The organism is Alphaproteobacteria bacterium (assembly GCA_023898745.1).
Classification (GTDB): Bacteria; Pseudomonadota; Alphaproteobacteria.
Genome location: CP060237.1, coordinates 593936 through 613551, shown reverse-complemented (window position 1 = coordinate 613551; position 19616 = coordinate 593936). Strand labels below are relative to the sequence as shown.

General features: G+C 38.0%; 22 protein-coding genes and 1 tRNA gene. 15 read left to right on the top strand and 8 right to left on the bottom strand.

Annotated features, from left to right (window positions below; genetic code table 11):
* Window positions 1–53: 53 nt before the first annotated feature.
* Window positions 54–1679 carry an arginine--tRNA ligase gene (locus tag H6850_03065; GenBank protein USO02069.1) on the top strand — a complete coding sequence of 542 codons (1626 nt, stop codon included), beginning with the start codon at window positions 54–56 and terminating at the stop codon, window positions 1677–1679.
* Window positions 1680–1816: 137 nt separating this feature from the next.
* On the top strand, window positions 1817–2482 hold the full coding sequence (locus H6850_03060; GenBank protein USO02068.1) for a hypothetical protein: 666 nt from the start codon (window positions 1817–1819) through the stop codon (window positions 2480–2482).
* Here the strand turns inward: H6850_03060 and plsX are convergent.
* Complete coding sequence (plsX, locus tag H6850_03055) at window positions 2466–3497, bottom strand: phosphate acyltransferase PlsX (protein ID USO02067.1); 1032 nt, start codon at window positions 3495–3497, stop codon at window positions 2466–2468. The genes H6850_03060 and plsX overlap by 17 nt on opposite strands.
* A 102-nt stretch (window positions 3498–3599) precedes the next feature.
* On the bottom strand, window positions 3600–3794 hold the full coding sequence (rpmF, locus tag H6850_03050) for a 50S ribosomal protein L32 (GenBank protein ID USO02066.1): 195 nt from the start codon (window positions 3792–3794) through the stop codon (window positions 3600–3602).
* 238 nt (window positions 3795–4032) lie between these two features.
* Between rpmF and mraY the strand changes: the two genes are divergently transcribed.
* Entirely contained in the window at window positions 4033–4980 is a 948-nt protein-coding gene (gene mraY, locus H6850_03045) for a phospho-N-acetylmuramoyl-pentapeptide-transferase (protein ID USO02065.1), read from the top strand.
* 145 nt (window positions 4981–5125) lie between these two features.
* Here mraY and H6850_03040 read toward each other — a convergent pair whose 3' ends face one another.
* Entirely contained in the window at window positions 5126–5332 is a 207-nt protein-coding gene (locus H6850_03040) for a hypothetical protein (GenBank protein ID USO02064.1), read from the bottom strand.
* Between the two features lie 289 nt (window positions 5333–5621).
* Here H6850_03040 and H6850_03035 point away from each other — a divergent pair, with 289 nt between their 5' ends.
* Window positions 5622–6479 (top strand): cation diffusion facilitator family transporter, encoded by an 858-nt coding sequence (locus H6850_03035; GenBank protein USO02063.1) that lies wholly within the window; start codon window positions 5622–5624, stop codon window positions 6477–6479.
* Between the two features lie 167 nt (window positions 6480–6646).
* On the top strand, window positions 6647–7135 hold the full coding sequence (locus H6850_03030) for a 2OG-Fe(II) oxygenase (protein USO02062.1): 489 nt from the start codon (window positions 6647–6649) through the stop codon (window positions 7133–7135).
* Between the two features lie 356 nt (window positions 7136–7491).
* Here H6850_03030 and H6850_03025 read toward each other — a convergent pair whose 3' ends face one another.
* A complete protein-coding gene (locus H6850_03025) occupies window positions 7492–7926 on the bottom strand; it encodes a MucR family transcriptional regulator (GenBank protein USO02061.1) in 435 nt (144 codons plus the stop codon).
* A gap of 234 nt (window positions 7927–8160) precedes the next feature.
* The gene (locus tag H6850_03020) at window positions 8161–8469 is read right to left on the bottom strand and encodes a DUF167 domain-containing protein (protein ID USO02060.1); all 309 of its coding nucleotides are present in this window, start codon (window positions 8467–8469) and stop codon (window positions 8161–8163) included.
* Window positions 8470–8527: 58 nt separating this feature from the next.
* Between H6850_03020 and H6850_03015 the strand changes: the two genes are divergently transcribed.
* A complete protein-coding gene (locus H6850_03015; protein ID USO02059.1) occupies window positions 8528–9322 on the top strand; it encodes an AAA family ATPase in 795 nt (264 codons plus the stop codon).
* 101 nt (window positions 9323–9423) lie between these two features.
* On the opposite strand, the gene H6850_03010 is transcribed toward H6850_03015, so the two are convergent.
* Together H6850_03010 and priA are read right to left on the bottom strand one after the other, a co-directional pair.
* Window positions 9424–9879 carry a hypothetical protein gene (locus H6850_03010; GenBank protein USO02058.1) on the bottom strand — a complete coding sequence of 152 codons (456 nt, stop codon included), beginning with the start codon at window positions 9877–9879 and terminating at the stop codon, window positions 9424–9426.
* Between the two features lie 167 nt (window positions 9880–10046).
* A complete protein-coding gene (gene priA, locus H6850_03005) occupies window positions 10047–12098 on the bottom strand; it encodes a primosomal protein N' (protein ID USO02057.1) in 2052 nt (683 codons plus the stop codon).
* Window positions 12099–12215: 117 nt separating this feature from the next.
* On the opposite strand from priA, the gene H6850_03000 reads away from it, so the two are divergent.
* The 9 genes from H6850_03000 to H6850_02960 all read left to right on the top strand — a co-directional run bounded on the left by H6850_03000 (window position 12216) and on the right by H6850_02960 (window position 19395).
* On the top strand, window positions 12216–12896 hold the full coding sequence (locus H6850_03000; protein USO02056.1) for a hypothetical protein: 681 nt from the start codon (window positions 12216–12218) through the stop codon (window positions 12894–12896).
* Window positions 12896–13750, top strand: coding sequence for a hypothetical protein (locus tag H6850_02995; protein ID USO02055.1), 855 nt, complete (start codon window positions 12896–12898; stop codon window positions 13748–13750). Before H6850_03000 ends, H6850_02995 begins: the two co-directional genes overlap by 1 nt.
* A gap of 191 nt (window positions 13751–13941) precedes the next feature.
* On the top strand, window positions 13942–14676 hold the full coding sequence (locus tag H6850_02990) for an ATP-binding cassette domain-containing protein (GenBank protein USO02054.1): 735 nt from the start codon (window positions 13942–13944) through the stop codon (window positions 14674–14676).
* Window positions 14660–15409: an MCE family protein gene (locus tag H6850_02985; protein USO02053.1), complete on the top strand. Its 750-nt coding sequence runs from the start codon at window positions 14660–14662 to the stop codon at window positions 15407–15409. The genes H6850_02990 and H6850_02985 overlap by 17 nt, the downstream gene beginning before the upstream one ends.
* A 149-nt stretch (window positions 15410–15558) precedes the next feature.
* Entirely contained in the window at window positions 15559–16440 is an 882-nt protein-coding gene (locus H6850_02980; GenBank protein ID USO02052.1) for an ABC transporter permease subunit, read from the top strand.
* The gene (locus H6850_02975) at window positions 16433–17200 is read left to right on the top strand and encodes an ABC transporter permease (protein USO02051.1); all 768 of its coding nucleotides are present in this window, start codon (window positions 16433–16435) and stop codon (window positions 17198–17200) included. The genes H6850_02980 and H6850_02975 overlap by 8 nt, the downstream gene beginning before the upstream one ends.
* Window positions 17201–17368: 168 nt before the next feature.
* Entirely contained in the window at window positions 17369–18061 is a 693-nt protein-coding gene (locus H6850_02970; protein ID USO02050.1) for a ComF family protein, read from the top strand.
* Between the two features lie 139 nt (window positions 18062–18200).
* Window positions 18201–19154 carry a tRNA dihydrouridine synthase DusB gene (dusB, locus tag H6850_02965; protein ID USO02819.1) on the top strand — a complete coding sequence of 318 codons (954 nt, stop codon included), beginning with the start codon at window positions 18201–18203 and terminating at the stop codon, window positions 19152–19154.
* Entirely contained in the window at window positions 19144–19395 is a 252-nt protein-coding gene (locus H6850_02960) for a Fis family transcriptional regulator (protein USO02049.1), read from the top strand. The genes dusB and H6850_02960 overlap by 11 nt, the downstream gene beginning before the upstream one ends.
* Window positions 19396–19527: 132 nt before the next feature.
* On the opposite strand, the gene H6850_02955 is transcribed toward H6850_02960, so the two are convergent.
* Window positions 19528–19603, bottom strand: a tRNA-Arg gene (locus H6850_02955).
* Window positions 19604–19616 lie beyond the last annotated feature (13 nt).

Below are 19616 nucleotides of genomic sequence, written 5' to 3'. Positions count from 1 at the left end.
CTAGCTTTTTGCTTTCCAGGTAAGATACATGCGAAAATAAAACAAAAAAATTCATGAAAGCTATTTTAGATTTCATCATCAACCAGATAAAAAAGTATTATCAGCCGTCAGATAAAGAGCTTGAGAGGATAACGCTTGAACCATGTAAATTTAAGCAGCATGGCGATGTCACAACTAATGCTTTTATGATTTTAAAAAGCAAACTTCTCGATACTGAAATTCAAACTATTCAGGATGATATTGAAAAAACCTTTCCAATTCAAAATATCGAAAAGGTTGGTCCAGGATTTCTCAACATTAAATTTCATAAATCTTTTTGGCAGAATAAACTATTAGAAGATATAGCGCCAGAGAATATCGGGCAAAATCAAAAAATCTTGCTCGAATTTTTATCCGCAAACCCTACGGGCCCTTTACACATTGGTCATGCAAGAAATGCAGTTTTAGGCGACACATTAGCGCGCATTCTCACGACATCTGGTTTTGATATAACTAAAGAATACTATATCAACGATGCGGGCAACCAAATCGATATGTTGGGCAGATCTTTAGAGCTTAGATACAAAGAGCAACACGGTTACAAAATCAAAGATGATGATTTCACAGAAGATATGTACATTGGAGAATACTTAAAGGACGCTGCTCAGACGATAGATGAAACACCGCGCGATTTTAAATCCTGCGCCGTTGGAAAAATGATGGATATGATTCAAAGTAATTTGAAAAAACTCAATATTGAATTCGATGTATTAACCTCTGAAAGGAAGCTTGTCGAAGATGGCGCTGTGGATAAAGCGTTTGAGACATTAAAAAAAAGTGGTGATGTAAAAGAGGGTATGCTGGAAAAGCCAAAAGATTTCCAAGGCGAATGGAATCCCCGAAAGCAATGGATTTTTGAATCTAAAAACTATGGAGATGACCAAAATCGCGCTATGAAAAAAGCAGACGGAACCTGGACATATTTTGCTAGCGATGTGGCGTATCATTATGATAAATATCAGCGCGGCTTTGAAAAAATGATCAATATTTTTGGTGCTGATCATATTGGCTATATCAAGAGATTAAAAGCAGCGGTAAAAGCCTTATCAAACGGCAAGGCTGATTTAAATATTCTTGTTTGCCAGCTTGTCAACTTCATGAAGAATGGCGAACCTCTGAAAATGTCAAAACGCAAAAACACCTTTGTGACTATGGCAGAAGTTATTGATGAGATTGGCGCAGATGCATTGAGGTTTTTATTACTCATGCGCAATGCAAACATGAGCTATGATTTTGATCTAGAAAAAGCTGTGGAACAAACCAAAGATAATCCGATTTTTTATGTTCAATATGCAACCGCCCGGATTGGTTCTTTAATGCGAAGATATAAAGGTGAATACGACAAAGATACCGTAGCGCTTTTGGAAGATGAAGATGAGATTTCACTTATTCAAGTTCTACAAGATTTTCCGCGAGCATTAAGATTAGCATGTGTGCATTATGAGCCTCATCGCTTAGCAAATTACGCTTACCAACTGGCATCAGATTTCCATAGCCTATGGAGTAAAAAAGATTATCGCTTCATTGTAGAAGACAATGCTCCTCTATCATCAGCCAGAATGTATCTTGCGCGCTATGTGTTAAATGTCTTAACGCAAACCCTAGATATACTAGGCGTAAGCGCTCCTTTGGAAATGTAGCACCGTCATCACGAGGAGCGAAGCGACGTGGTGATCCATGGATGGCCACGCTCCGCTCGCCATGACGCACATCTGTCATTAAATTTCTATTAATAAAAAAACTTCATATTTCATATACTCCAACCTCCTAGCAACTGATGTATATCGGCTTAAATTTAGGCAATGACTTGTTTATACACAGCGTCAAACCAAAGCATCCACTTAAATTCAATATCAATAGCGGTGTATCAAATAAAAGGATTGTAATTAAAAACCAAACTCCAACCTCTAACAACCCTGTGCTAAATATCTTGTTTGGACAAACATGGTGCAAAGATAAGGCGCAAATCAAAATCGAAGGTGGAGTTTCGATTCTTCCTTATACACAGAAAAAACATACCAAAAGCCGCGATGTAGCCAGTATAAAATTTGGACTTGGGTATAAATTCAGGCCACACTGGGTTATCTCTGGAATTTTAGGATACAAATTTCACAGTATTCAAGAGCTCAATATAAGTGATGAAAATGATCAAGAGTCATTGGGATTGCAAGACCAAAATGACAATGATATTAAACAAGATACAGCAAACATATGCGCAGGACTTGAGCTGCAATACACACTGAACAATAGCACTCTCTTAACAGGCGGATTGCAATATGCTTTTCCATTTAGCGCTATAACAGGGTTATTTCGATTAAAAACTAAGACAGGTGAAAAGCTTCGAGAAGATAATGGGCTGCACGCTATGCCCATGATTTCCAATAGCTTATCATTTATACGCTTCACATTTGGAGTGGTTTTTGATGTTAAACGCCAGCAATAACTACGTCCTCGTTTTCAGCAAGCTCCTCTTGAATTTTATTGATTAAATCTTTTTCCAAAAACATGTACGTCATTTTCACAGCAGCAGCAACCGCAACCTCATCAGAATCCCCATGACCTTTGATTGCGAGTTTGGAAAATCCAAGCAAAGGAGCCCCATTATGCTGTCGCCAATCCATATATTGTTTCAATTTATTAAGCCCTAACTTCACCCCAAGTCCTACAATTTTTCGCATCCAGTTTTTTGTAAAGTAGCTTTTGAGCATTTTTGTCAAAAAAGACTGAAATCCCTTAACGGTTTTAAGTGCAATATTTCCGCCATATCCATCTGTCACAAGAACATCAATATCATCACTAAATAATTGACTTGCTTCTGCAAAACCTTGATAGTTTAAAATCTTAGTGTCTTTTAAGATTTTGTGGGCTTTAATAGTTTGAGGGAAACCTTTCATTTCTTCCACGCCTACATTTAGAAGCTTAATACGAGGGTTTGATTTATTGAGCATAATTCTTGCCATTGCATCGCCCATAAGTGCAAATTGCACTAACTCTTTCTCTGACACCACTAAAGAAGCGCCAAGATCTAAAACGACTTTATGGCCATTTTCAGAAGGAATAGTTGCAGGTAGTGCAACCTTGGTAATAGATGGTAATAAATGCAATATTTTCCAGCACAGTGCAATATATGCACCTGTAGATCCTAGCGAAAGAACCGCATCCGCCTTTCCATCACGCACAGCTGTAATCGCAAGGCCCATAGTAGTATTTGGACCTTTTTTAAGAGCTTTCAATGGACTCTCATGCAAATCAATCACTTCATCCACATAAACTGCATCTGAAATGCTTTGAATATTCACTAAAAGCGCTTTATGTTTTTTTGGAATAAAAATTTTGAATCTTAAGTTTGAATCGCCGATCTCTTCATAAGCCTGCTTTACACCTTTAATAACAGCTTCAGGCCCATGATCACCCCCCATTGCATCAACAGCTATGGTAATGGCCTTTTTAGAGATCATATCTCACCATCATTCTGAGTTGAAGGCAAAAAATCTACAAGAAATTCACTTAGATCCTTCCAGCCAAATCTCTCAGGATGACCAACTAAAGTCATGCGAAAATTAATCTTCGTCTTTCACTTTTTGTGCAATAATTTGTCGCCCATTATATATGCCACAACTCGGACAAACATGATGTTGCAACTTATATGAACCACATGAATTGCATTCAACCAAATTTACAGGTTTAACAGTCTTTCTATGAGCGTTTCTCATACCTCGCCTTGAAACACTTACTCTTTTCTTTGGAACTGCCATGTACGTAACCTATTTTATCTATATAAGGAACTGTACCATATTTTAAACACAAAGTTAATATGATTAAATGTGAATAAGATAAAATATAAACTGGAGCCTGTCATCACGAGGCGAGCTTAGCTCGTCGTGGTGATCCATGGATGGCCACGCCCGCTTACAGCGGACTCGCCATGACGACATCAAAATGATCTTAGCACTCCTTCCACACTTAAAAAACCAACTTCTTCTGCGAGGCTTTTTGGCACTTTTCTTTGCTTTTATTACGCATATGACACTCGGAAATGCAGCAATTCAATACTTAAAACGCTTACAAGAAAAAGGACAGCCCATAAGACATTACGGCCCAGAAACCCATCTTAAAAAAGCGGGAACACCTACGATGGGTGGAGTTTTGCTGCTATTTTGCGTCTTTACTAGCGCCATACTTTTTTCAGATATAAGTAACAATCTTATATGGATCTCTCTGCTATCCATGGGGCTATTTGGTGGAATCGGTCTTTATGATGATCTCCAAAAAATTAAATTACATTCTGCTGAAGGCATTCGCGCACGCACAAAATTCGCTTTACAGTGGATTGTTGGCATTGTCATCACATTATTATTCGCAAAAAACTACACGATCTATTTGCCTATTATTCACACTTTCATTCCCTTAGGTATCGCATTCCTCCTATGGAGCGCATTTGTAATTGTTGCATCTAGCAATGCCTTAAACTTAACAGATGGTTTGGATGGGTTGGCAATTTTTCCCGTTATCACGACAAGTCTTGCTCTAGGAATTATGATCTATACAGGTAATTACACACTCGAGCAAGAGCTTCTGGTATTATTAAGCGCATGGATCGGCGCATCCTTAGGGTTCTTATGGTTCAACGCCCCTCCGGCAAAAATCTTTATGGGGGATGTCGGCTCTCTTGCTTGTGGCGCTTCTTTAGCAACAACCGCCTTAATGATCCAACAAGAAATTTTGTTTGCTATGCTAATTGGTGTATGTGTTATCGAGACTGTATCTGTTATCATTCAAGTGTTTGTGTTTAAGCGCACTGGCAAACGGGTATTCTTGATGACCCCTATTCATCATCATTTTGAGAAAAAAGGATGGGCGGAAACAACAGTTGTTGTAAGGTTTTGGATTGCGTCTGTTGTTCTAGCTTTCATGACCTTGGCTGCCTATTTCTTCTTATAAATATACGGATAAAACGTCCACACCTCTTGAACGCCCAATTTATCAGATATTGGACTGCCATAGCATCAGACAATAGCACCTCACAGGAGTAGCATCTTCAAATCCAGGTTCGGCATATAAAATTTTCCACTGATGAATTACTTCTTCAGACCCACCAAAAAATACATCGTTCATAATATTTAAAAATTGCTCGAACGCCTCTTCGCTTCTTATGCGTTCTATAGAAATACCTTCTGGTAAACGGGCATTGAATATTATCTCCTACATCACCAATCATACCCTTTATTGCATCAACCGCTTCAAAACCCTTTTGCACTACAATTGCTGTTAACACTTCTTCCTGTTCTTGCACATATCAAACAACACCTCCGGGGTATTTCTTTGAAAACAGATGAACATGGAAACAAGCAAGCTTATTGATTTTTATGGAGTGGAAATTTACCAGATACTCCTGTAAAACTTGCAAAAATTATGCCATCTATCATGCTATCACTCTGTTGAAACTTATATTAACCACATTCTCAATCACACAAACTGTTTAGCGCTGTAATTACATAATTTATATGCACTCTGCGCATAATTACTGGCATTTATTCATACAAATTTGATAAACTTACGAAAGTTAACTCAACCTTGTAGAGATGACAAACGATCGTCTTATAAAACTTGCAAGCATTGCAGCTATTTCAACATCTTTAATCTTAATTATCTTAAAGATATATATCTGGATTGTGACACAGTCACTCAGCGTAGAAGCATCTCTCTTTGACTCTCTATTGGATGCTGTTACATCCATTATCAATTTCTTTGCCATTATTCATGCAACCAAACCTGCAGATTCTTGTCATAGATTTGGGCATGGAAAAATTGAATCTTTAGCCTGCTTCACGCAATCTATTTTTATTGCGTTTTCTGCTCTATGCCTGCTGTATTCCATTATCCAGAATTTTATACACCCTGAACCTCTAATAGATACAGGTTATGGTTTCTTCTGGATGATTATTGTCTCCATCTTGACTCTAGCCCTCATCTTGTTCCAACGACATGTCGTACGCAAAACAAATTCCCAGATCATTAAAACAGATAATTTGCACTATGAAACAGATTTATTTGTAAACGCAGGCGTCCTACTAAGCTTGGCTTTGTCTTTAAAATTTCAATTTATTTATCTGGATATTTTGATTGGCATGATCATCGTGTGCTACGTACTAAGCTCCTCTTTTGATATCTTAAAATCCTCTTGCAATGTTTTGTTAGATCGAGAATTGCCTGAAGAAGAGCGTCTTAAAGTTATTGCGGTTGTGAATGCACACAAAAAAATAGAAAAACTTATGAACTTACGCACGCGCTCATGTGGAAATCATAACTTTATTGAACTCACACTTAGCTTTGACTCAAAACTTACGGTCAGCCAAATTCAAGCACTTTCTAAAAAAATCACGCAAGAAATTCAGGAAAAAATTCCTGGCGCGGATGTTGTGATACAGCTTCCTCACTAAAAACAAAACGCAGCCACGTCATCACGAGGAGCGAAGCGACGCGGTGATCCATGTGATGGATTGCCGAGCTCTCTTCGAGAGCTCGCAATGACAACATTCTGATGCAATTTTTCATTGACAAAAACTCATTTTTATTATAAAATAGTAATAAAACTATAATAATAATTATGTATCTCCAATTAAAAAATATTATGACAGACGAGATGTGTAAAAAGCTCATTCAAATTTATCAAAATAAACATCGTGTAGGAAGAATTAACAAGCAAGTATTTGAGTTTTTTACGCGATGGAACAAAGATGTTGATATGTGGATTAAAGATTATTTGAACGCGCAAGTCATCCCCCTAGCAAAAGAAAAATGGAATTTTAATAAAGACCATTTCACAAACATAAAAGTAAGAGAATATCCAACCGGAACCTTTTATGAACCTCATGTGGATTTCCATCATCCTCAACCTTCCAGAATTTACTTGAGCTTTTCTATTGCCTTAAATAGCGAGTTTGAAGGCGGTGAATTTGTATTAGAAGGTGATAAAAAATTCCCAATTAAAAAAGGTAATGGTCTTTTGTTTCAAGGAACTGATGTTCATGAAGTACTGCCTATCACCTCTGGTCAACGTATCTCTATTATTGGCCACTTGATTGCCGAGAAATAAATTTAAGGCAATAAACTTTGGTTATAATAAACCTGAGTAACGCTCTGATGAGTAGTCATTTTTTCATAAGATGCGCAATTTTAACGCTTGCGATAAGAGATTTTAAGGGGATGAAACCAAAATTTACGCAATCCCCACCCATTTTTGTGCCTCTAATAAAACAATCGAAAGTCCTGGCCGCACCTTTTCTGACAAAAGAGCGAGTGTTTAGATTCTATGAAAAATAGACGGAAGAGGTTTAAGATCCATTTAATGTAAAACCTCCATCATCCCGAGGTGCAACCGAAGGATCTTCTCCATTTTGCCTCAGAATGGGCCTGTACTCGCTATATTCGTTCAGAATGACGGCAGAAATATTAAGAAACTTTTCTCTTTTTGCTTTTTCTTGTCTTCTCTGTGCCAAGACCTACATTGTAAGCGATTTGACTGCGCTTCTCTGCATAACTTGGCGCAACCATAGGATAGTCCTGCGGCAAACTCCAACGATCACGATACTCTTGTGGTGTCATGTTATAAACTGTCTTAAGATGACGCTTCAACATTTGAAGTTTTTTTCCATCTTCAAGACACACGATATAATCTGCATGCACAGATTCTTCAACTGGAACAGCTGGAACCAAAGGGCCAGTTTTCAATACATATATGTTATCATTTCTGCTTTTAAAAAACTTATGCATTTGATCGAATACATCTTGAACCTCTTCAACAGACAGAGGTTTTCCTGTAATATACGACCCCGCAAAATCCGCTGTCACTTTCAACAACTCTGCTGGTGATAATTTCTCGCTCATTACTTTTTTATTATATTTAAGAGGTTTGTAATTAAGACTACAAAAATTCTAAATAAAAATCTAGTATTTTGTTTAATTTATTTACGTTACTTAGTAAAAAAAATAAATTTAATGTATTTTTTCTTAAAAATCAGGACATTTAGCATGAGTCCGTCATGGCGAGCCTACCATAGGTGGGCGTGACCATCCATGAATCACTACGAAGCTCAGCTCCTCGTGATGACGTCTTCACACCTAAAGAAAGCCCAACCCCTGAAACGCCTTCTGCACATCCACCTGCTTTGCATTCAAAACTTTAATCTTTTTGAACTTCTCTGTTTCACCCTTGTCAATCACAACATGACTTTTGGGCATATCAAGTAAAGAACTTAGATACTCGATAATCTCTTTATTTGCTTTTCCACGCTCTGGAGGTTCTTTGCTGTGAAGTTTGAACGCCATTTTATCGTACTTAGCCACAACGCCAACAATGCATGTTTGGGCAGCGTTGGGAACAACTTGCAGATAAAAAATAACACTCCCATTCTTTTCATGAAAAAACATATTGAGGTGTTTTTAGGTTTTGTCCTATTATAAGGTACATTTGATGGATTCTAAATCTATGCTCACAGAACGTCAATTAAATACCTGCGAAAAACTTTTAGAGAACCGAGATCAACTCTCTCCATTTTTAATTTTTTACGGAGAGCAAGGTTGCGGGAAAACATTGGCAGCTAAAACATTTACTGCCTCTATTCTAGATGTCGCAGTTGATGCATTAGATCAAACACCAATGCAAAATTACAAATACATCAACTTTGATCAAGAAGAAATAAAGCTAGAAATCCTACCACTTATCCGTGACTTTTTAGAACACAAAAACGATAAATATAAAATTTTGGTCATTGATAACGCCGATAATTTAAACATCAGCACATCTAACAGCTTGCTAAAACTGTTTGAAAAATACTATCAAAAAACGTTTGTGATTCTCATTGTTCATAATATCCATAAATTTCCCAAAACTCTACGCTCAAGATTTTTTGAGATTCCATTCGAGCATGAAATCACGAAAGATAACGAATTAACCGAACACACACAAGGCAACCAAGAGTTATTGGTATGGGTCGAGAAAAAAGGTGGGCTGAACTTTATTCACAATCTAAAGCGCCTTATGTTAACGCAATACACGACTGCTGAACATGAAGATTTTGTTCAGAAATACAAAAAAGACTATGCTTATGTTCTTATGCTTATGCGCATTATTTTGTATGTTGAAAAAAAAGTAATGGCATTTTTGGATTTAAATAAGTTTATTTTGAGATCACATAACACGCATATTCCTATGGAGGATTATATTTATATGGGATTTTTATTGAGTCGGACAAACGATCCGTCACCCCGTCATTCTGAATAAACGGAGCGCACTCCGTCATCCTGAGCGTAGCGAAGGATCTTCCCGAGTATTTCTCAAGAAGATCCTTCTCTCGCTACGCTCGCTCAGGATGGCGGTGATTTTTATTCATCATAATCCTCTAACTCATCCTCTATTTCAAGCTTCTCAATCTTAGGCTGGTTCAGCATATAAGGTGACTGCTTCTTTTCTGGAGCGTTTGTTATAGTTTTCTCCGCAGGGGTGGTCTTCACTTGATGTTTTTTATGCAATAATTCCACGCGTTTTGCATAATCTTTTTGTGACAACCGCCCCGCTCTCTTAAGCTTTGCCAATTCTTCCATTTCTTCTTGCTTCGTCAGTGTTGACCTCGCATACCCTGTGGATTTCCTTGCTTTAGGTTCCAAAAACTCTGCTTCATCAAACAAAGCCTCCTCTTCGCTCTTGTCGATGTATGGACGAGACAGTTTGGAATAATCCTGCTCTTTACCTTGGCGTGTTATATGTTCAATCTTAGCAGATACATGTGGATCTGTTGTATTGCAGTTGGTGAGGAGAATGAGGAGAATGAGAAAATGCATTTTAAACCTTTCGTTTGATATTCTGCACAGAGTCGTCATAGCGAAGCCCCGCAAGGGGCTGTGGCCATCCACCATCATGGATCACCACGTCGCTACGCTCCTCGTGATGACAACCTTTGTGAACTTAACGTATTTTACGCACTCTCATCTTCAAACAAAAGCCCTTATTACATAAAATTCCATGGATTAATATCAATCAATAACTTTAAAGAGCCAGGAATAGTCTGCTTAGATAACCATCCATGAATAAACTGCTGCAAAGCATGTGGAGACGGATGATTAGAATGCACCAAAATGCGATAACGAAACATCATTTTCAAACGACGTATAGGCGCAGGCGCAGGTTTGAAGGCTTTGATATCTGAATTAACCGGACATGCTTCATATAACTTAAATATCGTTTCTTTCACTTTTTGGAAATTCTTTCCCGATAGTGTGATCGTTGCCAATTGAGAAAATGGAGGCATACTAGACAGTTTACGATCTTCAATTTCATATTCTTCAAACGCATCACGATCATGCGCCGCAAGCGCCATAATCGCCGGGTGATCTGCGCTGTAAGTTTGAATCACAACATGACCCTTTTTCTCTTCACGACCACAGCGCCCTGCAACCTGGTGCAGCATCTGATAGGTCTTTTCTGTGCTGCGCAAATCAATTCCATGCAACCCCATATCAGCGTCCAACACACCAACCAAAGTCAAAGAGGGAAAGTGGTGACCTTTGGCTAAGATCTGCGTTCCCACAATAATATCCACCTCATGGTCTAAAATCTTGCGACGCACTTCATTCAACTTGGACGCAGATGTGATCTGATCACTTGCCACACACAATACACGCGCATGGGGAAATATTTTTTCCACTTCATCGCAAATCCGTTCAATCCCTAACCCAAAAGGTTCGAGCTCTATGTGGGGGCAATTCTTACATTTCGGCTCATTATAATCTTCATTAAATCCACAGTAATGGCACATGATTTTATTTTGCGCCTTATGTAAAACCAAATGCGTTGAGCAAAATGGGCAGTTCTTTTTATATCCACAAGATTTACACAACAAAATGGGGGCATATCCTCTGCGATTCATAAACAAAAGCGTTTGTTCCTTTTGATCTAATCCCTTTTGAATCAACTCTTTCAGCCGTGAACTCATGAAATCTTTTGTATCTTTCATATCCACAAGCTCAATGTCAGGAAGCGCGCTTTTTCCATAACGACTTCCCAATTTCACAGCTTCATATTTGCCATTTTGAACATTCACAACTGTTTCAATAGAAGGCGTTGCAGAACATAATAAAATACCAATTTTTTCAATATTCGCACGTACCACTGCCATATCCCGCGCGTGATACATAATTTTTTCATCCTGTTTATATGACCCATCATGCTCTTCATCCACTACAATCAAATCTAAGTTTTTATAGGGTAAAAACAAAGCGGACCGCGCTCCAATATAAATCCCTGGAACACCTGCAACAGCATTTATAAAGATCTTCTCTTTTTTAGCGGGAGTAATTTTGGAATGCCAAACAAAAGGTTTGATATTTAAGTTCTTTGCAATACGCTCGATAACTTGTTCTGTTAGCCCAATTTCCGGTAAAAGAATCAGGATTTGTTTATTTTTTGCCAAGAGTTTTTGACATAATGCTAGATAGACTTCTGTCTTTCCTGAACCTGTTACACCATCTAATAATATAGGTTTTTTGTAGAGGTGTTGCTCTATGGTTTGGAGGGCTTGAGTTTGTTGCTGGGACAGCTTCAAAACGTCGTCATGGCGATCCACCTTCGCCAAGTCTACGGCGGACTCGGGATGACGAATATTTTTCACCGGCAGCATCATCTTCAAAATCATCCCAACTGGGGTCATCGTATACCCTGCAACCCATTTCACAAAGTCAAGGCATGTCTTTGGCAACGTAATATCATGCACACGCAATACATCTTTAACTTTAAATCCTGTTCTATGCGTTTTATGAATTTCCCACACAACGCCTAAGTAGGTTTTATCTTTGATCGAAATCTCAACAACCTGTCCCACTTGAACACATCCACTTACATTATAAGTAAGTGTTTTTTTGAGAAACACAGGAACACAAACTTCTATATGACATGACGCTCTGTCATCCTGAGGCGCAGCCGAAGGATCTTTTGGAGTTTGTTGTAGGGAGGTCCTTCGTTCGCTATGCTCACTCAGGATGACAGAACTTTCAGACAAAGACAAAATAAAATTTATACGTCATATATTATTTGTATTCTAATGTCTCAAGCCATGAAAGTCTATACAAACCTCAAAAAAATAGGCATAATAACGTTATGAATTTACGTCACCTAAGATATAGTGTTTTTCTTTTTGCAAGCCGATGAATATATCAGCATAAAAGGTGGCTACTCACGTACAAAACGCGAATTTAGCGATGACTTTAAAGATAAAGGCATCCAGAAAGACAATGTGCAAACAAACATTGTTGGCTCTGCACACGTAGGTTACATACGAATTGCAAAACATCTTTTTTGGGGTGTAGAAATTTTTGGTGGAAAGTTGTTTAGTGGCGACACAGCGTATTTTGAACAAGATTTCAGCTTAGGCTTAAAGGCATATTTAGGCGCACAGTTAAATAATCGCTGGAAAGTTTACGCAGGCGGGGGTGTCTTTTGGGCGGAAGTTAGATCCTTGAAAGCAAAACAAGATGAAGAGGTGTTAACCTTCTATCAAAAGCCTGGGGAAGATGTTGCCCCTGAGCAAAAACTAGAATCTTCATGGAATATGAAAAGCCCTTCTCCTGTTGGAACCTTTGGTATTTTGTACACAGTTGATACATCTTGGAGCTTTAATGCTGAGGTGAATTATTTGTTTAACAATACGAGAAAGTTTAAAGAAGGAACGATATTAAGTTCTAAAAATATAATAGGAACTACTTCAAGCCTTAAACATAACTTCGAGACAGATAATCAGTCTGAAGAAAATTTCAATAACGTGCAGGTTGTTTTTGGTCTCACCTATTTTGGAGGGTTTTTGTAATGCTTTTATTTGCGCTTAAGCATCAAACGGCTGAGCAATTTGTAAACTCTCACACAGACACCTATATAGTCGATGCGGTTGCAAAACATCCTGGTCAAACAGATGTTATTTATTCACACCTTGATACAGATAGATTAAACCAAGTAAAAAAGTTAAGAGAGGAGCTCCCTTTAAAAGTTCCAGAACTTACAGCAGAGCAGGAGAAATTATTTGAGAGCTATTTAACTAGCGATCCTACAACACGCACTTTCCCTGAACAATTTAAATCCATAACCGGATTGGAAACATTTTTAATTCTTTGTCTAAGCGGCAATGTTCTGCGAGACGATAAAGTTGAAGCTTGGCTGAAACAAATTAATCACCCTGAAGAAATAGGATATTTACTGCCTTTTATTTTATATCTTCAAAATAACGTCGACAAAGCACGCACAAAAACACCAACTGCCGGATTATCAATTACAACAACATCCAACGCACTACTTCTAAAAGCTGCGCAAAAACTAAAAAATTTAAGACTATTTAAAAAATTAACCTCCGTAGATCGAGGGAATGAAACGATCTTATTAAAACAAAAACAAAAGGACTTTTTAGTTGGCTCGCTTATTTTGGAGCTTGAAAAGAAAAATAAAGACCCACAAACAGTTGGGGTCTTTAAACTTCTTTTATTAGTCCAGCTTCATTCTGAGACAAAAACAGATATAAAAAATAAACTACCAAAAACAGCTAAATCTGATTTTATGCAATACTTACAAGATAATTGGAAAGGCTTTATAATAGGATTTTCGCAGTTTAAGGTTAATAAACCAGAGGATTGGATTAAAAACCTTGACCTTGAGGATGCATTTCAAACTTAAAGCACTCTCATCGCGGTCAATAACTCATACCGTCACCTTAAGCCAAGCAAAGAATCTTCATGAGTTCGCTTAAAGAGATCCTTCGCTTCGCTCAGGATGACGGCGCCTAACTCTAGACGACAGTGCGCAAATTTGCCAACCTTTTTCCTTTAATGCTAAATTCAGATATATAGTCTTGATATTGTCATAATTTGGAATCTGTTATTACAGTTAAAGGACTAACTACAAAGTTCGGCAAACAAGTCGTTCATTCCAATCTCAATCTCACCATTTATCGTGATGAAATTTTGTCATTGGTTGGCGCATCTGGTTCAGGCAAAAGCGTTTTGTTTTCTTATTTGACACAGCTCAAACATATACAAAAAGGACAAATTGTTTATGCGCCAGATATCAAAAACAGCAATGCGATTTTGTTTCAAACGGGCGGTCTGATTTCATCTTTATCTGTGATTGAAAATGTTATGTTGCCGCTGGTTGAAACACAAAATATGGATCCTAAAAACGCATACAAAATAGCTAAAAAGCTACTCAATCGCTTCAAGATTGTGGATCATGATTTTGAAAAATATCCATCAAATATTTCTGGTGGTATGGTAAAACGTGTAGGAATTGCAAGAGCGCTTGTCATTAGCCCAAAAATCTTGTTTTTGGATGAGCCGACTTCTGGTTTAGACCCTGTATCTGCGCAAGAATTTGATGATATTATCCTAGATATCAAAAAAGACTTTGAATTAACATGTGTTATCGTGACACACGACCTTCACAGCATCTATAATTTATCAGATAGGGTTGCTGTTATCATCGACAAAAAAATTGTTGAAGGTAGTTTAGATAACATTATTGAAAACCCTCACCCATGGATACAAAGCTATTTCAATGGGAAACGAGGCAGACAAATAAGAGGACTCAATGGATCCAAGAGTTAATGTAAAACTAATTGGCGCAAGCGTTATGTTTATTTTGTGCATTGTTGGTGCGCTTTTATTTTTTGTGCATAAAAACAAATATGAGCAATGCTCAGAAGTCTATCAAGTTCATTTTGCACAACCTATTACTGGTTTAAGAAAAGGCGATACTATTGTATATAACGGTATCAATGCAGGTCGTGTGATGGGTATGAAACCAAACTTCAAAACATTGAAGGGCGCAATTGTTACAATTTGCTTAGATAAAGCCTATATTTTAAAGTCTGACGCATTTGCGATTATTGAGCCAAAAAGCATTACAGGCGGTTTGCTGATTCATATTTATCCTGGAAGCATAGAAGCGGATATGTTAAAACGTGAAAAAGGTATTATCCCAAGTATTCCAGGACGATCATCACGTATGGAGCAAATGTTAGAGTCTATGCCAAAAATTCTAGCCTCTTTGGAACAAACAATTAAAAAGATAGAAGCACTTTTTTCTGCAGAGTCTGTAGATAGCATTGGAAAAACATTTCAATCTGTTGAGATTATTGCTGATAAACTCAAAAAGTCGATTCAAAAAAATGAAGCAACGATTAATATTATGTTCTCTGAAGTGCCTTTGAAATTTGCACAATTCTTAGATAAAGGGAACAGTATATTCAACCAACTTGAAAAAACGTTAAATTCTATTGAGAAAAGCCCAAGACGGTTTTTGTATCAAGATGCATCTCAAGGGGTGAAACTACCGTAGCTCCGTCATCACGAGGAGCGCGGCGATGTGGTGATCCACCACAGATTGTCACACCCTCTTCGAGAGTTTGCAATGACGTGGTGAGACGCATACTTGTCCACCAAATAAAGAACTTGCTACCATAACCTGAACAACATAAAAATACGTCAATGAAATTCTGGGGTTTAAAAAAAAGATTATCTATCATTCTTCCGCCTTATTTATTTGCTTTATTTTTTATTATCCTACCCTTGGTTAGTATCCTGAAAATAAGCCTTTCAGAAACTTCTGACTCTTTAGCGCCTCCCTATAGCCCTATGTTTTCTTTAACAGGTGACTTTTTAATCAATATAAAATTGTGTCTGAGTCATTATGTAGATTTATTGACCAGTGACTTTTATTTGTATCTAATGCTCAGCTCTTTAAAGATTGCACTCCTCTCAACATTTTTCGCGCTTATTCTGGGATACATTATTGCGTATGGCATTGCTAGCACAACGCCTAAATATAGATATATCTTATTTATCTTAGTGATGCTTCCCTTTTTTACATCGTTTTTAATGCGTGTGTATGCTTGGATCACCTTGTTAAGCACCTATGGCATTATCAATAATTTTCTCATTTATATAGGATTGATTACCCAGCCATTAAAGCTTTTAGATTCCACATTTGCTGTTTGTATAGGAACGGTTTATTGCTACCTTCCATTTATGATCTTCCCTATTTACACCGCGTTAGAAAATATCGATCACGCCTATATTGAAGCCTCAGAAGACTTGGGCGCAAAACCATTTCAAAGCTTCTATAAAATCCTCTTGCCATTATCTGCTAATGGAATTATCGCAGGATGCACCCTTGTTTTTATCCCAGTTATTGGAGAATTTGTCATTCCTGAATTGCTAGGAGGATCCAAAACCGTCACCTTAGGTCGTGCAATTTTTTGGGAATTTGCTACAAATTATAACTGGCCACGAACATGTGCGATGGCGATATTTACAGTCATAATTCTCGTGCTACCTGTTATGATTTTGCAAAGGGATAGAAATGCATAAAATATTAAAACTTGGCTTATGGATTGGGATTATATTTTTGTATTTTCCGATCCTGTTGCTCATTTTATTTTCATTCAATGAAGCGCATTATCCGGTCGTTTGGACAGGATTTTCTTTGAAGTGGTACCAACAATTATTTTCCGATAAACAGCTTTTTCATTGTCTTATTAATAGCTTAAAAATTGCTACTATATCAGCCACCATATCAACTATCCTTGGAACGCTTGCCGCAATCAATATTGTGAAGTCCCGCAAAAACCTGCTTAAACACCTTCTAATGATGCCTCTTTCTACGCCTGAAGTAATCATTGGTCTATCGCTTTTATTATTCATTGTAGGAATACGCAAAATAACAGGTGGGCCTACCTATGGTATGCAAACTATTATTATGGGGCATATCACGCTTACTGTTGGCTATACACTGGTTATTATTCATGCACGACTTAAAACATTTGATGCACACTTGGAAGAAGCAGCATCAAATCTTGGCGCCACACCTCTGCAAACTTTTTATTATGTCACCTTGCCTATTATTATGCCTGCGCTTGCTTCAGGGTGGTTTTTAAGCTTTGCCTTATCTTTGGATGATGTTGTATTAGCAAGTTTTCTATCTGGTCCAGGTGTAACCACTCTTCCTATGCTGGTTTTTTCAAGCATTCGTATGGGTATCACACCAAAACTCAATGCTTTAGCAACAATCATTACCGCATGCGTTTTATTGGCTGTTGTGATTTTTTCTGTGAAAAAATTCAAAAATTAACATCTTCTTTAGATTTTGTGGGTTTATGATGGGTAAAGAATTAACGCGTCATCTGAATCTAGGCATCGTCATCACGAGGAATGAAGCGACGTGGTGATCCATGGATGGCCACGCTCCGCTCGCCATGACGAATCGAGCGCTCAGGATGATAGAGAATACAGGACCGCAGTGCTACTCAACACCTTAATCCCTCCAAGATGTATATGTGCCCAACCTATTTCTCATGATTTTCTTTTGTGTGGAGCATGCTGGAAACAACTTAACTTCATTACCCACCATTGCAACATATGCGGCACACCTTATGACCCTATGGTTATAGAACCCTGCGGTGGATGCAAAAAACGCGTTGCAGGCTCGCCAGTTTATGGCACATCTCTCGTATTTTATGAAGGATTGGCACAAACCATCATTACGCATTTTAAATATCAAAAACGCTTTTCACATGGTGCGTTTATCGCAAATCATATGTATAAAAGCATCAAGCATAACCCTTTTGACGCGATTATACCTGTCCCGATGTCATTCCGCAGGTTATTATTAAGAGGATATCATCATACTGCAATCTTAGCGCAGCACTTGTCTCGCTTAACGGAAAAACCTTTGTTAGTGAACTGTTTAAAGAAACGTCATACCAAAACACAAGTTGACTGCAAAGACAAAAAAGAACGGTTAAATAATTTAAAACATGCATTCTATATCAATGAAAAAAATAAAACACATATTGAAGGAAAAAAAATTCTCCTTGTGGATGATGTTATTACTACAGGCACTACTATATATGAATGCGCAAAGATCCTCAAAAAAGCTGGAGCATTTCATGTGTCGTTTGTAACATTTGCGCGCTCTCGCCCGTCATCCTGAGCTGAAGGCGAAGGAGCTTCTTGAGTATATCTCAGAAAGATTCTTCTCTCGCTACGCCCGCTCAGGATGACGATAAGCAAAGTTGCACTATTTTTGTGCACTTTCTATAATAAGACAATAACAGTACAAACATACTATCATTCTTCGCATTGGTCCAATAAAACTAGATTCAAACGTTATTCTTGCCCCCATGTCCGGCGTGTCTGATCTGCCATTCCGTCAGTTGGTAAAAAAACTTGGCGGTGATTTGGTTGTATCAGAAATGATTGCTAGTCAGGCAATGATTCGAGAAAATCAAAAAACCTTAAAAAGGGCAGATGACGCCATGTCTGTTCAATTAGCTGGATGCTGCCCAAACCTTATGGCACAAGCTGCAAAAATGAATGAAGACAAAGGTGCAAAAATTATCGATATCAACATGGGCTGTCCAGCCAAAAAAGTTACCAATGGATTTGCTGGCTCTGCTTTAATGCAAGATCTTAAATTAGCTCAGAAAATTATTGAGGCCACAGTAAAGGCTGTAAAAGTACCTGTCACATTAAAAATGCGCACAGGATTTAATCAACAAAATCGCAATGCACCGGAACTTGCAAAAATTGCACAAAATGAAGGCATTCAAATGCTGACAGTTCATGGACGCACGCGAGCACAATTTTATACAGGACATGCGGATTGGGATTTTATCAAAGTTGTGAAAGAAAATGTATCTATCCCCGTAATTTGCAATGGTGACATCAAAACCTTCGAAGATGCGCAAACCGCCCTACAAAAAAGTGGAGCAGATGGTGTGATGGTTGGGCGCGGAACATACGGTCGCCCTTGGCTCATTGGTCAATTGATTCATTTCTTTAAGACAGGCGAAAAACTGCCCGATCCATCTTTGTCTGAAATTAAAGCGTTGATATTGGAGCACTTTGAACATATGCTGCAACATTATGGCTTGCAACCAGGATTAAAGATTGCGAGAAAACATCTAGGCTGGTACAGTAAGGGTATAAAAAATTCTGCCATATTTAGAAGTCAAGTGAATCAAACAGAGTCTCATCAAGACGTGGTGGATTTAATAGAAAGGTTTTTTACAGATGAAGCATAAAAATTTACCTAACATCTTAAAAGACTATTTAAGTGAATTTCTTGAAGATAATCATGAGCATGTATCTGATTTACACCGTATTTGTGTTTCTGAAATTGAACGCCTATTGATTGAAGCTACAATGCAAAATACAGATGGAAATCAAGTGCAAGCTGCTAAAATTTTGGGATTAAATCGCAATACGCTTCGCAGAAAGATTATTGAGTATAACATTAAGATAAAAGTTTCTAAGGCATCTTAAGAGAATAAACGGAATGGCCCGCCTTCGCCCGAAGGGCTTCGGCGAGACATCTACTTCGCACGCTCCGACTCGATAAATCTCGTCGTAGCTATCCGCCATAGCCCTCTGGGCGACGGCGGAAGCGAAGACGGATGGCGCTCCCGGCAGGAGTTGAACCTGCGACCTTAAGATTAGGAGTCCTACGCTCTATCCACTGAGCTACGGGAGCACAAATATAGTTT